The sequence below is a fragment of the Candidatus Spongiihabitans sp. genome (assembly GCF_965237845.1).
Classification (GTDB): Bacteria; Pseudomonadota; Gammaproteobacteria; order Arenicellales; family Poriferihabitantaceae; genus Spongiihabitans.
In genome coordinates, this window is sequence record NZ_OZ250154.1 from 778883 (window position 1) to 793656 (window position 14774).

Annotated in this window: 11 protein-coding genes and 1 pseudogene; 1 reads left to right on the forward strand and 11 read right to left on the reverse strand. The window is 50.6% G+C overall.

Annotated elements, in window-relative coordinates; all coding sequences use genetic code 11:
- Positions 1-125 precede the first annotated feature (125 nt).
- From hemL to ACPXXB_RS03925, 9 genes are all read right to left on the reverse strand, one after another.
- Complete coding sequence (hemL, locus tag ACPXXB_RS03885) at positions 126-1409, reverse strand: glutamate-1-semialdehyde 2,1-aminomutase (RefSeq protein ID WP_423909574.1); 1284 nt, start codon at positions 1407-1409, stop codon at positions 126-128.
- Positions 1410-1442: 33 nt separating this feature from the next.
- On the reverse strand, positions 1443-1625 hold the full coding sequence (locus ACPXXB_RS03890; RefSeq protein ID WP_423909575.1) for a hypothetical protein: 183 nt from the start codon (positions 1623-1625) through the stop codon (positions 1443-1445).
- A 1956-nt stretch (positions 1626-3581) separates the two neighbouring features.
- Positions 3582-4286 (reverse strand): ABC transporter ATP-binding protein, encoded by a 705-nt coding sequence (locus ACPXXB_RS03895; RefSeq protein WP_423909576.1) that lies wholly within the window; start codon positions 4284-4286, stop codon positions 3582-3584.
- Positions 4283-5026, reverse strand: coding sequence for an ABC transporter ATP-binding protein (locus tag ACPXXB_RS03900; protein ID WP_423909578.1), 744 nt, complete (start codon positions 5024-5026; stop codon positions 4283-4285). Before ACPXXB_RS03900 ends, ACPXXB_RS03895 begins: the two co-directional genes overlap by 4 nt.
- Complete coding sequence (locus ACPXXB_RS03905; RefSeq protein WP_423909581.1) at positions 5023-6033, reverse strand: branched-chain amino acid ABC transporter permease; 1011 nt, start codon at positions 6031-6033, stop codon at positions 5023-5025. Before ACPXXB_RS03905 ends, ACPXXB_RS03900 begins: the two co-directional genes overlap by 4 nt.
- Positions 6033-6959 (reverse strand): branched-chain amino acid ABC transporter permease, encoded by a 927-nt coding sequence (locus ACPXXB_RS03910; RefSeq protein ID WP_423909584.1) that lies wholly within the window; start codon positions 6957-6959, stop codon positions 6033-6035. Before ACPXXB_RS03910 ends, ACPXXB_RS03905 begins: the two co-directional genes overlap by 1 nt.
- A 106-nt stretch (positions 6960-7065) precedes the next feature.
- A complete protein-coding gene (locus ACPXXB_RS03915; RefSeq protein ID WP_423909587.1) occupies positions 7066-8262 on the reverse strand; it encodes an ABC transporter substrate-binding protein in 1197 nt (398 codons plus the stop codon).
- A 526-nt stretch (positions 8263-8788) separates the two neighbouring features.
- A complete protein-coding gene (locus ACPXXB_RS03920; protein WP_423909590.1) occupies positions 8789-9253 on the reverse strand; it encodes a hypothetical protein in 465 nt (154 codons plus the stop codon).
- Positions 9220-9360: a hypothetical protein gene (locus ACPXXB_RS03925; protein ID WP_423909593.1), complete on the reverse strand. Its 141-nt coding sequence runs from the start codon at positions 9358-9360 to the stop codon at positions 9220-9222. The genes ACPXXB_RS03920 and ACPXXB_RS03925 overlap by 34 nt, the downstream gene beginning before the upstream one ends.
- A 517-nt stretch (positions 9361-9877) precedes the next feature.
- Between ACPXXB_RS03925 and ACPXXB_RS03930 the strand changes: the two genes are divergently transcribed.
- Positions 9878-14308, forward strand: a complete 4431-nt coding sequence (locus ACPXXB_RS03930; RefSeq protein ID WP_423909595.1) for a BspA family leucine-rich repeat surface protein — start codon at positions 9878-9880, stop codon at positions 14306-14308.
- 36 nt (positions 14309-14344) lie between these two features.
- Here the strand turns inward: ACPXXB_RS03930 and ACPXXB_RS03935 are convergent.
- Positions 14345-14596: pseudogene (locus ACPXXB_RS03935) on the reverse strand (class I SAM-dependent methyltransferase); the annotation flags it as partial.
- A complete protein-coding gene (locus ACPXXB_RS03940; protein ID WP_423911229.1) occupies positions 14527-14727 on the reverse strand; it encodes a hypothetical protein in 201 nt (66 codons plus the stop codon). The pseudogene ACPXXB_RS03935 and the gene ACPXXB_RS03940, both read right to left, overlap by 70 nt.
- Positions 14728-14774: the final 47 nt, after the last annotated feature.

Sequence of the window (14774 nt, forward strand, 5' to 3'; positions counted from 1 at the left end):
ACAGAAATTTGGGCGCGATACCCAACTTGGGCGCCGTATTTTCTAATTGCAAAGGACTGAACTGGGCCAACTCGTCAGGTTTGCTATCGCGGAAATTGCATAATGGAATCCGGTCGCCGCATTGTTTACGATTTAAGGGTTGAAAACACGGCGTGTGCCGCTTCGATTGTTCTCTCAATGTCTTCATCTGTGTGTGCCGAGGAAACAAATCCGGCTTCAAAGGCGGATGGCGCCAGGTAGATTCCTCGGTCCAGCATCCCATGGAAAAACTGATTAAATTTTCCCAGGTCACAGGCCATCACCTCAGAAAATGTAACGATGGGCTTTTGATGAGTAAAGAATAACCCAAACATCCCGCCTACTTGATTCGCGGTTAGCGCTATTCCATGAATGGTCGCAACATTTAAAATGCCTGCCACAAGCTTTTCGGTTTGCGCGCTTAATCTTTCAAAAAAGTCCGGCTGCTCGATGGCTTTAAGCGTTGCTAAACCAGCCGCCATTGCCACCGGGTTACCCGACAAGGTGCCTGCTTGATACACCCGGCCGTGCGGGGCAAGATGCGCCATAATATCCCTGCGCCCGCCAAAAGCCCCTACCGGCATACCCCCGCCAATAATTTTCCCCAGCGTGGTCAAGTCCCCGTGCACGCCATACAGCCCCTGCGCGCCGCGCGCTCCCACCCGGAAGCCGGTCATTACCTCATCCATTATCAAAACACTTTGAAATTGATCGCATAATGAACGCAACCCCGGCAAAAACCCCTCCACTGGCGCAACGCAATTCATATTTCCAGCCACCGGTTCGAGGATTACCGCCGCAATTTGGTCTCCGATTTCAGTAAAAATCGAGGCCACTGAATCCAGATCATTAAACGTCGCAATCAAAGTATGCTCGGCCATCGAATGCGGAACCCCGAGTGAAGTCGGCACACCAAATGTTAATGCCCCGGATCCTGCTTTTACCAATAAGCTATCAACATGCCCATGGTAACAGCCTTCAAATTTGATTATCTTGTCTCGACCGGTAAAGCCTCTGGCGAGTCTGATTGCAGACATGGTGGCTTCGGTGCCCGAATTCACCATGCGGACTTTCTTGATCCAGGGCAGGCGCGCGCAAATCAACTCCGCCATTTCTGTTTCAAGGACCGTCGGCGCACCAAAACTCAACCCCGATTCACATTGCTTTTGTACCGCTTGAATAACATTTTTATCGGCGTGGCCCAGAATCATCGGCCCCCACGACCCGACATAATCAATGTATTCTTTTCCATCTTCAGCAATCAAGTGCGCGTCTTTGCCACGATTAATAAATACCGGATCACCGCCCACCGCTTTAAATGCCCTGACCGGCGAATTCACACCGCCGGGAATGACTTTTTTGGCTTTTTCAAAGAGCTCTGAATTTTTCATAGCGTGATTTTCTCATGAATATTGCCGAATTATTTAGCGGTTGGCAGAAAGTATCGCGGCCTGTTTTTGTAACTCACGGGCAGACAGCGTAAAGGCCACCATTTCATCATCAGCGGTACTCAACCAGGTAAACGGAATAGTTGGGCAGCGTTCCTCCAGCGCATGGTTTTTCTGTCGAGCAAGATTTGTCTTTTGAATTTGTCGGAACCGGATCAAAATATTTTCTTATGAGACCTTTGCATAATTCAAAATACTATCGGAAGTGGGACTTTAGTCCCGCTATCGGCAATCATCTTGCGCGGCTAAAGCCGCACTTCCGGTAATTATGCAAAGGTCTCTCTTATGAAGAAAGACGACAATGCGGAATAATGCGCTAGAAGGCAATGCCACTTTCAACATAGTTGGGCAGCGTTCCTCCAGCGCATGGTTTTTCTGTCGAGCAAGATTTGTCTTTTGAATTTGTCGGAACCGGATCAAAATACTATCGGAAGTGGGACTTTAGTCTCGCCATCGGCAATCATCTTGCGCGGCTAAAGCCGCACTTCCGGTAATTATGCAAAGGTCTCTCTTATGAAGAAAGATGACAATGCGGAATAATGCGCTAGAAGGCAATGCCACTTTCAACATAGTTGGGCAGCGTTCCTCCAGCGCATGGTTTTTCTGTCGAGCAAGATTTGTCTTTTGAATTTGTCGGAACCGGATCAAAATATTTTCTTATGAGACCTTTGCATAATTCAAAATACTATCGGAAGTGGGACTTTAGTCCCGCCATCGGCAATCATCTTGCGCGGCTAAAGCCGCACTTCCGGTAATTATGCAAAGGTCTCTCTTATGAAGAAAGATGACAATGCGGAATAATGCGCTAGAAGGCAATGCCACTTTCAACATAGTTGGGCAGCGTTCCTCCAGCGCATGGTTTTTCTGTCGAGCAAGATTTGTCTTTTGAATTTGTCGGAACCGGATCAAAATATTTTCTTATGAGACCTTTGCATAATTCAAAATACTATCGGAAGTGGGACTTTAGTCTCGCCATCGGCAATCATCTTGCGCGGCTAAAGCCGCACTTCCGGTAATTATGCAAAGGTCTCTCTTATGAAGAAAGACGACAATGCGGAATAATGCGCTAGAAGGCAATGCCACTTTCAACATAGTTGGGCAGCGTTCCTCCAGCGCATGGTTTTTCTGTCGAGCAAGATTTGTCTTTTGAATTTGTCGGAACCGGATCAAAATATTTTCTTATGAGACCTTTGCATAATTCAAAATACTATCGGAAGTGGGACTTTAGTCCCGCCATCGGCAATCATCTTGCGCGGCTAAAGCCGCACTTCCGGTAATTCGGAACCGGATCAAAATATTTTCTTATGAGACCTTTGCATAATTCAAAATACTATCGGAAGTGGGACTTTAGTCTCGCCATCGGCAATCATCTTGCGCGGCTAAAGCCGCACTTCCGGTAATTATGCAAAGGTCTCTCTTATGAAGAAAGATGACAATGCGGAATAATGCGCTAGAAGGCAATGCCACTTTCAACATAGTTGGGCAGCGTTCCTCCAGCGCATGGTTTTTCTGTCGAGCAAGATTTGTCTTTTGAATTTGTCGGAACCGGATCAAAATACTATCGGAAGTGGGACTTTAGTCTCGCCATCGGCAATCATCTTGCGCGGCTAAAGCCGCACTTCCGGTAATTCGGAACCGGATCAAAATATTTTCTTATGAGACCTTTGCATAATTCAAAATACTATCGGAAGTGGGACTTTAGTCCCGCCATCGGCAATCATCTTGCGCGGCTAAAGCCGCACTTCCGGTAATTATGCAAAGGTCTCTCTTATGAAGAAAGATGACAATGCGGAATAATGCGCTAGAAGGCAATGCCACTTTCAACGGCGTCGATGCACTGGGGCTTTATGTGGTTTTACAAACACCATCGATAGTGATTAGGAAGCAATTTTGAGGATGTTGAAACTGCCAAAATTTAGAACTGTCGTTAATGTTGCATAACAAACACGTTGACTCGGAAAAATAAAACTGCGTTGCTTCACGCCACAATTTTATTTTTCCAGCGATTTTCCAGAGTATGCCTGAAAAGATCGACGCGTTGACGCAAATCTATAATCGTGAAAATAACTTAAAAGAGTGCCGACATAGTTTGTTAGAACAAAATTTTTGTTGCGTTCAAATGCCCAGATACCTTGCTTTTAGATCGGGCATTGACATCAGGGTCTCGGCATCGCCTTGCCAAACGACCCGCCCTTTTTCAATAATATAATGATAATCTGCAATTCTGTACAGATCATTGAGGTTTTTGTCGATCAATAATATTGAAATGCCGGTTTGTTTGATTTTTTCTAACTGACGCCAGATTTCTTTTCGCATAAGCGGGGCTAAGCCTTCGGTTGCTTCGTCGAGTATCAACAGCTGTGGATTTAGCATCAACCCTCGTCCTATCGCCAGCATCTGCTGTTCGCCGCCAGAAAGCTGGTTACCCATGTTATGCAGTCGATCTTTTAGTTGCGGAAATAATTCTAATACCTTTTCCATGCTCCATGGATCCACCGATGGGTTGTAATTTGCTGCTGTGGCAATCAGATTCTCCCGGACATTCAGGTTCGGAAAGATTTGCCTGCCTTCGGGCACCAGGCCAATGCCTTTCCGTGCAATTTGAAAGGACCGCAACCCATCAATTTTTTCATTGTTGTAATATATTCCACCGCCGCTGCACGGAATGTTCCCAATAATGGAATTGACGGTTGTGGTTTTGCCCATGCCGTTTCTGCCGAGCAAGGTAGTCACACTGCCGCGATTGATTTCCAGACTAAGACCAAACAAGACCTGGCCACTGCGGTAAAACGTGTCAATATTTTTCACCGCCAACGTCATGCCGGCGAATCTCCGAGATAGGCTCTCTGCACTTCCGGGTTTTGTCGAATTTGTTCGGTGTTGCCGGTGGCAATAATGTGTCCATCAACCAAAACAGAAGTCGTGTCTGCTAACGCAAATACCGCATCCATATCGTGTTCGATCAGCAAAATTGTGATTTGACCTTTAAGTTTATTCAACAACTTAATTATATTTCCGGATTCGTCCTTACTCATTCCCGCAGTCGGTTCATCCAGCAGCAGCAACTGCGGCGTTAACGCCAGGGCCATGGCAATTTCCAATTGTCGCTGCTCGCCATGGGCTATTTCACCGGCCAGCGCACCGGCACGTTGCCCAAGGCCGACATCGATTAAATATTGTTGCGCTTGTTCACGGCTGTGGCTTTCCTGGGAAGCCGGCGACCAAAACCGAAATGAGTGACCGGATAACGACTGCACGGCGAGCATCACATTTTCAAGCACGGTCATGGGTAAAATAACACTGGTTATTTGAAACGATCGCGCCAAGCCGATATGCGCCCGTCGGTATGCGCTGGCTTTGGTTATATTTTTGCCATTAAATATTATGTTTCCGCTATCGGGTTTCAGAACCCCGGAAAGCTGTGCAATCAGCGTGGTTTTACCGGCACCGTTTGGCCCCACAATGGCGTGAACCTGTCCCTTGGCAACTTCAAGATTAAGGTCTGATGATGCGCTAATGCCACCAAATGATTTATTCAGGTTTTGTACTTGCAGGATCATGGGCCAGCGCCGTTCGCCATTTTTTCGTCGCGCTGGCCATATGGATGAGATTTATGGTGTTTGTCCTGCCACCGCAACAGTAATCCATGCAAACCACCCTTGCCAAATAACACCAGGGCGATCAGTATTAAACCAAATATCAAATGCCAAAAAACGGTAATTCCCGACAGAAATTCCTCAAGCAAAAGAAACACAGCGGCGCCGATAATCGGGCTGAACAACCCACCCGTCCCGCCGATAACAATCATGAACAACAACTCGCTGGAATGCGTCCAATCCATCATCTCCGGACTAATATAATTGGTGAAATTACCCAGAAAAAAACCGGCAACCCCGGCCATGGTGCCTGAAATCACATAACAAACCAGTTTGTATTTATAGGTATTATAGCCAAGCGCCTGCATGCGTTGTTCGTTGTGCTTGCTGCCAATAATCACGCGGCCATAACGGGCTTGTACTAAACGATGCAGCAACCCAAAAAAGATCAGCAATACCGCCAGAACGGTGTAATACAGGGTGACCGCGTTTTCTATGTTCAGCAGACCTGAAAACTCGCTGCGTTGATAGATCACTAAACCGTCATCCGCACCGTATTCATCCAGGCTGACAAAGGTGAAATACAGCATCTGCGCAAACGCCAGCGTAATCATAATAAAATACAGGCCGCGGGTACGCAGGCATATTGCGCCGGTAATTAACGCAAATACGGCGCTGCATACAATCGCGAGCCCAAGATGGACGAATCCATTGTGGATGTCGTAGTAAGCTGGAATACCCACACAGTAAGCGCCAATGCCAATGAATGCAGCATGGCCGAGACTGATTATACCGCCGAAACCAACCATTAAATTCAGGCTCAATGCCGCGATTGCCAGTATTAAAACACGAGTTAACAGGTCAAGATAAAAATCCTGGCCGGTAAGCGCAGTGACAATCGGTACAATGAATAACAGTAATGCAAAGCCAAGATACACCCGGGCGGCGATGAATTTGAAACGGCTGAACATTATTTGTTCAACCCGCCAGGCGGAAATAATCCTTGCGGCTTGAATACCAAAACCACCGCCATTAACAGGTAAATCATCATCGCGGATAATGCGGGCGCAGCGGTTTCCGCGGATTGATTGGAGACGAACAACTTAAGCAGATCATCAAGATACGAACGGCCGAGGGTGTCGATAAATCCAATTAAAATGGCACTGTAAAAGGCGCCTTTAATAGAGCCAAGACCGCCGACGATGACCACCACAAATGCAACGATTATAATTTCATTGCCCATACCGATGCTGGCCTCGGTAATCGGCGCAATCAGCATGCCGGCAAATCCGGCCAAAGCAGCGCCGATTGCAAAAACAACGAAATATAAACGGTCAATGTTGATACCCAATGCACTGACCATGGTGCGATTCGAGGCGCCGGCCCGTATCAACATGCCAAGGCGCGAGCGGGCGACTAGAAAATACAGTCCAACCGCCACCATCAATCCAGCGGCAATGATGAGCAACCGATAGGTGGGAATAACGAAACCGCCAAATTCAAGCTGACCATTAAGGGCATCGGGGAGTGGTATGACACCCCCGGCCGAACCCCAAATCATATGCGCCAGGGTATCGAATACCAGAATCAGCCCAAAGGTAACCAACACATGATCGAGATGATCATTTTTGTAGAGTCTTCTGGCGATGAACCGCTCAACCAGGGCGCCAACGACAAAAACCCCAATCACTGCAAACACAATAGAGAAAATCAATGATCCGGTTATCGCCATCAGGCTGGCGCAAAAAAAAGCGCCGATCATATAAAAAGAGCCATGCGAAAGATTAATGAAATCCATGATTCCAAAAATCAGCGTCAACCCGGCAGCCAGCAAGAATAACAACAATCCAAGTTGCAAACCATTGAGCATTTGGGAAATTAGCAGATGCCAGTCCATTAGTCGCCAGTTACAAAAAATACATGCCCAAAAAATATATGCTTAGGCACAGACCGCACGAAATTTCCCTGCGATCTGTGTCCGGTTTATTGATTAAAACAAGCCCCTAAAGTGCACACTCACTCGCATATGTGTCCTGATGGTTTTCATAAATGATGCTGACAATACTGGTGGTCCAGTTGCCGTCGGCATCCACCACCACTTTGCGAAGGTAGAAATTTTGCACCGGTAGATGGTTGTTGCCGTAAGAATATCGACCACGGACGGAGTCATAATCGGCTTTTTCCATAGCCGCACGCAACGCATCCTGATCATCCAGATTACCACCCGTGGCTTGCAACGCACTGTTAATCAACATTATTGTGTCATAGGATTGGGCCGCGTAAAACGAAGGATAGCTGCCATGTTTGGCTTTAAAGGCACTAACAAATTTGTGGTTGGCGGGGTTGTCAAGATCAGGCGCCCAGAACATCGTGCTGCTCGAACCCATAACCCCTTCAATATTAGCTGCCTGGAATTTAGGCAAAGAGAGGGAGTCCACCGTAAAGACACTATACAACGGCAAAGAATCTCTCAATCCAGCCTGTTGATATTGTTTGATGAATGCACCGCCAGCGCTTCCAGGGTAGAAAATAAACAAACCATCGGCGCCGGATGCTTTGGCTTTGGCTAATTCAGCTGAAAAATCCAACTGTTTGTCCTTCCCCCACTTGGTCAGATCCTGGCCCACTATCTTTCCCTTGAAAGTTCGTTCGACCCCGGCAACCATATCTTTTCCAGCCGCATAGTTCGGCGCCATGACGTATAAAGATTTCACCCCCTGAGTATTAAGCACCTCACCCATGGCCATAGGGGTCTGGTCATTCTGCCATGAAGTAGAAAAGAAATTAGCATGACAACCGGCCCCCGCCAACAGCGGAGGACCGGCATTTGAGCTGATCAAAAACTTACCCGAATCAAGCACTGTTTTACTAGAGGCCAGCAAAACGTGGGACCAGATAAAACCGGCGACGAAATCGACATCATCTTTTTTAACCAACTTGTCAGTTTTCTGTTTGCCTATTTCCGGTTTAAATCCATCGTCTTCAAAAATGACTTCGATATTCTGCCCGGCCATTTTGCCGCCAAGGTGTTCCACCGCAAGGTTGACAGCGTTTTGCATATCTTCGCCAATAACACTTGCAGGCGTGGTTAATGTGGTCACAAAACCAATTTTAACGCTATCCGCAAAGCCGGTTGCGGGCACACTGGCGAGGGTTGCAGCCACCAGGGTCGCCGCCAGAAATTGTCTGTTTTTTGTCATCTTGTATCTCCAATTAAAGGGAATTATGTGTATGTGTTCAGTCTATGATATGCGTTGCATACTATTCTACAACAACTTGAGAATTCAATGAAACCAAAGATCAAGCACAAAGTCGAAACCATTTAGCGTCTTCGATTTTATGGAACAATTTCCAACGAAACAAACGGCTGTATAAGCCCACCCCCTTTATCCGCGCAAGGTTAAAGCCGGTCAGGTCACGGAACAGTAATTGCCGGAAGTGCGGCTTTAGCCGCGCAAGGTTAAAGCCGTTCAGGTCATGGAACAGTAATTGCCGGAAGTGCGGCTTTAGCCGCGCAAGGTTAAAGCCGGTCAGGTCACGGAACAGTCATTGCCGGAAGTGCGGCTTTGGCCGCGCAAGGTTAAAGCCGTTCAGGTCACGGAACAGTCATTGCCGGAAGTGCGGCTTTATCCGCGCAAGGTTAAATCTGGGCAGGTCATGGAACAGTAATTGCCGGAAGTGCGGCTTTAGCCGCGCAAGGTTAAAGCCGTTCAGGTCACGGAATAGTCATTGCCGGAAGTGCGGCTTTAGCCGCGCAAGGTTAAAGCCGTTCAGGTCATGGAACAGTAATTGCCGGAAGTGCGGCTTTATCCGCGCAAGGTTAAAGCCGTTCAGGTCATGGAACAGTAATTGCCGGAAGTGCGGCTTTAGCCGCGCAAGGTTAAAGCCGGTCAGGTCATGGAACAGTAATTGCCGGAAGTGCGGCTTTATCCGCGCAAGGTTAAAGCCGTTCAGGTCATGGAACAGTAATTGCCGGAAGTGCGGCTTTAGCCGCGCAAGGTTAAAGCCGTTCAGGTCACGGAACAGTAATTGCCGGAAGTGCGGCTTTAGCCGCGCAAGGTTAAAGTCGGTCAGGTCATGGAATAGTTGATCCTCGTGATAATCGACCAACTGCTCTTGGATGGTGCGGTTGAAGCGCTCGGCGCAGGATTTGGCAGTCAGGGCGGCCGGGTCGCCGCTGGCTTGGCGCACTGTTTCCAGCGATACCGGGTTGTGCGGCTGACATCAAAGGCATCACTGGTCGCGGCTGCGCCATAATCCGCTGAAGAAACCGAGGATTTTAAGGCGTTGTTGAGCATGTTTGGAAGTCATCTCCCAAAGCTGCCCTAAAGCAGCTACCCGATAAAAGCCTTTGTTCGGTATCCGATATGCTGATGTTGCATGACTCTCCTTCTGCATCGGAGTGCCAAAGGTATCTGAGCTTATACACAATGCTTGAAAGTGAAAATGCACAATGATATACTTGTACCATGTATGGACAATCGGCGAAAGGCAAAAACCTTCGCTATTAATGATGCACAACAAAACATTGCAGGGGCAACAATGAAACCAACCGGGTCGTAACCGTGTATATTCAGCTGTATATCCAGCCTGAAACAAAGTGCAACCGACGCAGGGTTCTGAAGGGCAACGCCCATCATTGGCCATGCGGCGGTCTAAATATAGCAACGCAAACAGGCTACCCCCCCCCCCCACATCCAGCGTACAGCCAGCGCGCCCTGCCCGGGCGCGGCCAGTGTTGCGTTCAAATCTGACCCAAGCCTGCCAGCGCCTGGTTGCGTTGCTGGGCGGTCCCCCCCTGCCCGGGCGCGGCCAGTGTTGCGTTCAAATCTGACCCAAGCCTGCCGGCGCCTAGTTGCGTTGCTGGGCGGCGTCCTCCTGCTCGGCCTGGCCGCACAGGCACAGGCAGAGTTTATCACCACCTGGCGCACAACAACGGCGAACGACGCCATCACCTTCCCCGGCGAAGGCGCCTACACCATTGATTGGGGGGACGGCAGCGCGATTGAAACCGCCACCGGCGCAGCCAACCATACCTACGCCGCCGCCGGCGACTACGACATCACCGCCTCAAGCGCCATTACCCGCTTTCACTTAAATAATGGCGCGGATAAAGAGAAACTGATAGATATAAAACAATGGGGCGGCGCGCAGTGGAGCAGCATGGAAAACGCATTTAATGGCGCCGAAAATATGCGGATGAGCGCAACGGATGCGCCAGATCTTTCTGCTGTTGGCACTATGGGTGGCATGTTCCAAGAGGCCCGCGTCTTTAACGGTGATATCGGCGGCTGGGATGTGGGCAATGTGGAGTATATGGAAGGCATGTTCTATAGCGCCGTCGCCTTTAACGGCGACATCAGCGGCTGGGATGTTGGCAATGTGGAGGTTATGTGGGTAATGTTCTATGGCGCCGCCGCCTTTAACCAGGACATCGGCGGCTGGAATGTGGGCAATGTGACGGATATGAGGTTCATGTTCAATGGCGCCGACGCCTTTAGCCAAAACCTCGGTCGCTGGTATATTGTTGAAACTCTAAACCCTGACTATGATGGCGCCACTGATTTTGTCGTGCTCAGGCTCGCTGCGCAGAACAACATTTTAACCAGCGAAATCCCGGTCTATGCACTGGCTGCAGGAGACGGGGATAGCGGTAATAATAAATTCACCCTAACCGACGCAGCATTAAGCGCTAAAGCCGGCACCGCAGCTGGCGACTACAGTGTTCGCATTGGCGCAAGCGGTGTGAACTTCGGCGCCGCTAACGCGGTAATGGTGGATGTCACCGTCGGTGCCGCCGCCGATGCGGCCTTGAGCGGCCTGATGCTATCCGCCGGCGACATCCTGTCCCCGGCCTTTGCCTCAGACACCATTAGCTATACCGCCAGCGTCGGCAATGCGGTGGACAGCATCACGGTCACGCCGACGCTCAATGACGCCAACGCCAGCGTCACGGTGAATGGCGCGGCCGTCGTCAGCGGCGCGGCCAGCGGTGCCATCAGTCTGGCGGTGGGCGAGACTGAAATCAAGGTCGTGGTCACCGCCGAAGATACCACGACGGAGCGGACCTACACCGTCGCCGTCACCCGCGCTGTTGATACGACTGCCTTTATCACCACCTGGCGCGCCACGGCGAACGACGCCATCACCTTCCCCGGCGAAGGCGCCTACACCATCGACTGGGGAGACGGCAGCATTGACACCGCCACTGGCGCTGTCAACCACACCTACGCCGCCGCCGGCGACTACGACATCGCGGCCTCAAGCGCCATTACCCGCTTTAACTTAAATAATGGCGCGGATAAAGAGAAACTCATTGATGTAAAACAATGGGGCGGCGCGCAGTGGAGCAGCATGGAAAACGCATTTGATGGCGCCGTTAATATGCGGATGAGCGCGACGGATGCGCCAAATCTTTCTGCTGTTGGCACTATGCGTGACATGTTCCGAGATGCCCGCGTCTTTAACGGCGCCATCGGAACCTGGGATGTTGGCAATGTGACGGATATGGCAGGCATGTTCAATGGCGCCGCCGCCTTTAACCGGGACATCGGCGGCTGGGATGTGGGCAAGGTGACGAATATGTCATACATCTTCATTGACGCCGCCGCCTTCAACCAGGACATCGGCGGCTGGGATGTGGGCAAGGCGACGAATATGGCAGCCATGTTCGATGGCGCCGCCGCCTTTAACCAGGACATCGGCGACTGGGATGTTGGCAATGTGGAGGATATGGGAGGCATGTTCTATCGTGCCGCCGCCTTTAACCAGGACATCGGCGGCTGGGATGTGGGCAATGTGGCGGATATGACTGACATGTTCAATGGCGCCGCCGCCTTTAGCCAAAACCTCGGTCGCTGGTATATTGTTGAAACTCTAAACCCTGACTATGATGGCGCTACTGATTTTGTCGTGCTCAGGCTCGCTGCGCAGAACAACATTTTAACCAGCGAAATCCCGGTCTATGCACTGGCTGCAGGAGACGGGGATAGCGGTAATAATAAATTCACCCTAACCGACGCAGCATTAAGCGCTAAAGCCGGCACCGCAGCTGGCGACTACAGTGTTCGCATTGGCGCAAGCGGTGTGAACTTCGGCGCCGCTAACGCGGTAATGGTGGATGTCACCGTCGGTGCCGCCGCCGATGCGGCCTTGAGCGGCCTGATGCTATCCGCCGGCGACATCCTGTCCCCGGCCTTTGCCTCAGACACCATTAGCTATACCGCCAGCGTCGTCAGCGGCGCGGCCAGCGGTGCCATCAGTCTGGCGGTGGGCGAGACTGAAATCAAGGTCGTGGTCACCGCCGAAGATACCACGACGGAGCGGACCTACACCCTGGTCGTCGCCCGTGCTATTGATACGACGACTGCCTTTATCACCACCTGGCGCGCCACGGCGAACGACGCCATCACCTTCCCCGGCGAAGGCGCCTACGCCATTGACTGGGGGGACGGCAGCGCGATTGACATCGCTACCGGCTATATCGACCATACCTACGCCGCCGCCGGCGACTACGACATCACCGCCTCAAGCCCCATTACCCGCTTTAACTTAAATAATGGCGCGGATAAAGAGAAACTCATTGATGTAAAACAATGGGGCGGCGCGCAGTGGAGCAGCATGGAAAACGCATTTCATGGCGCCGCTAATATGCGGATGAGCGCGACGGATGCGCCAAATCTTTCTGCTGTTGGCACTATGAGTGAAATGTTCCGTGGCGCCGCCGCCTTTATGGGGGAGTCCATCAGCGACTGGGATGTTGGAGGTGTGACGAATATGGCAGGCATGTTCAGTGGCGCCGCCGCCTTTAACAGCGCCATCGGAACCTGGGATGTTGGCAATGTGACGAATATGAGGTTCATGTTCTTTGACGTCGCCGCTTTTAACCGGGACATCAGCCGCTGGAATGTGGGCAATGTGACGGATATGAACGGCATGTTCTTTTTTGCCAAAGCCTTTAACGGCGACATCAGCGGCTGGGATGTGAGCAATGTGACGACTATGCGCCTCATGTTCAATGGCGCTGACGCCTTTAACCAGGACATCAGCGGCTGGAAGGTGGACAAGGTGACGGATATGAACGGCATGTTCGCCGCCGCCAAAGTATTTAACCAGGACATCGGCGGCTGGAATGTGGGCAATGTGACGGAGATGGCAAACATGTTCAATGGCGCCGACGCCTTTAGCCAAAACCTCGGTCGCTGGTATATTGTTGGAACTCGAAACACTGACTATGACGGCGCTGATAATCTTGTCGTGCTCAATCTCGCTGCGCAGAACAGCGTTTTAACCGGCCAAGACCCCGTCTATGCACTGGCTGCAGGAGTCGGGGATAGCGGTAATAATAAATTCACCCTAACCGGCGCAGCATTAAGCGCTAAAGCCGGCACCGCAAACGGCCTCTATAAAGTGCGCATTGGCGCAAGCGGTGTGGACTTCGGCGCCGCTAACGCGGTAATGGTGGATGTCACCGTCGTCACCCGTGCTATTGATACGACGACTGCCTTTATCACCACCTGGCGCGCCACGGCGAACGATGCCATCACCTTCCCCGGCGAAGGCGCCTACGCCATCGACTGGGGGGACGGCAGCGCGATTGACATCGTTACCGGTGCTGTCAACCATACCTACGCCGCCGCCGGCGACTACGACATCGCCGCCTCAAACACCATTACCCGCTTTAACTTAAATCGTGGCGAGGATAAAGAGAAACTGATAGATGTAAAACAATGGGGCGGCGCGCAATGGAGCAGCATGGAAAACGCATTTGATGGCGCCGAAAATATGCGGATGAGCGCGACGGATGCGCCAAATCTTTCTGCTGTTGGCACTATGCGTGATATGTTCCGAGATGCCCGCGTCTTTAACGGCGCCATCGGAACCTGGGATGTTGGCAATGTGACGGATATGGCAGGCATGTTCCATGGCGTCGCCGCCTTTAACCGGGACATCGGCGGCTGGTATGTGGGCAATGTGACGAATATGTCATACATGTTCTTTGACGCCAGCGCCTTCAACCAGGACATCGGCGGCTGGGATGTGGGCAAGGCGACGAATATGGTATACATGTTCGGTGGCGCCGCCGCCTTCAACCAGGACATCGGCGGCTGGTATGTGGGCAATGTGACGAATATGGCAGGCATGTTCAATGGCGCCGCCGCCTTTAACCAGAACATCGGCAGCTGGGATGTGGGCAATGTGGCGGATATGACTGACATGTTCAATGGCACCGCCGCCTTTAGCTAATAATATATATATCTTTTCTAAGGCTTGGGAAATGGATGGAAAGTGTGGAATACCATTAAAACATATCGCACATTGAAATTGACCTTCAGTAAACTCCAGCGACATAAAATCACCTGCCACCAAAATCGGAGTTCCTGCACCCTCTTCGGCACACCTATCTCTAAAAGAGGTTAGTGCCGTTGGTGACAAATCTGTTGATACAACATTGTAATTTTTGCCTAAGAAAGGAGTCGTGTTTCTCCCGTCTCCAGAAGCAATATCAATAACGCTAGCCCCTGGCGCGGGCAAAATATCACTAAATTCTCTAAAAGATATTCGTCTGGAACGCCGTTCCATGCTCTCATACCATTTTGTTCTTTATAGTAGCTTTCCCATCCACTGTGAGAAATAGTATCAATCTTTATATTTGATTTTTTCATCCGCATCCCAATTTGTGAAATTTGCACCTTGGCATAAGGGTAATAGA

Coding starts and splice junctions, on each gene's coding strand:
- hemL (WP_423909574.1), bottom strand. CDS start 1,409: ATGAAAAATTCAGAGCTCTTTGAAAAAGCCAAAAAAGTCATTCCCGGC.
- ACPXXB_RS03895 (WP_423909576.1), bottom strand. CDS start 4,286: ATGACGTTGGCGGTGAAAAATATTGACACGTTTTACCGCAGTGGCCAG.
- ACPXXB_RS03900 (WP_423909578.1), bottom strand. CDS start 5,026: ATGATCCTGCAAGTACAAAACCTGAATAAATCATTTGGTGGCATTAGC.
- ACPXXB_RS03905 (WP_423909581.1), bottom strand. CDS start 6,033: ATGTTCAGCCGTTTCAAATTCATCGCCGCCCGGGTGTATCTTGGCTTT.
- ACPXXB_RS03910 (WP_423909584.1), bottom strand. CDS start 6,959: ATGGACTGGCATCTGCTAATTTCCCAAATGCTCAATGGTTTGCAACTT.
- ACPXXB_RS03915 (WP_423909587.1), bottom strand. CDS start 8,262: ATGACAAAAAACAGACAATTTCTGGCGGCGACCCTGGTGGCTGCAACC.
- ACPXXB_RS03925 (WP_423909593.1), bottom strand. CDS start 9,360: ATGCTCAACAACGCCTTAAAATCCTCGGTTTCTTCAGCGGATTATGGC.
- ACPXXB_RS03940 (WP_423911229.1), bottom strand. CDS start 14,727: ATGAAAAAATCAAATATAAAGATTGATACTATTTCTCACAGTGGATGG.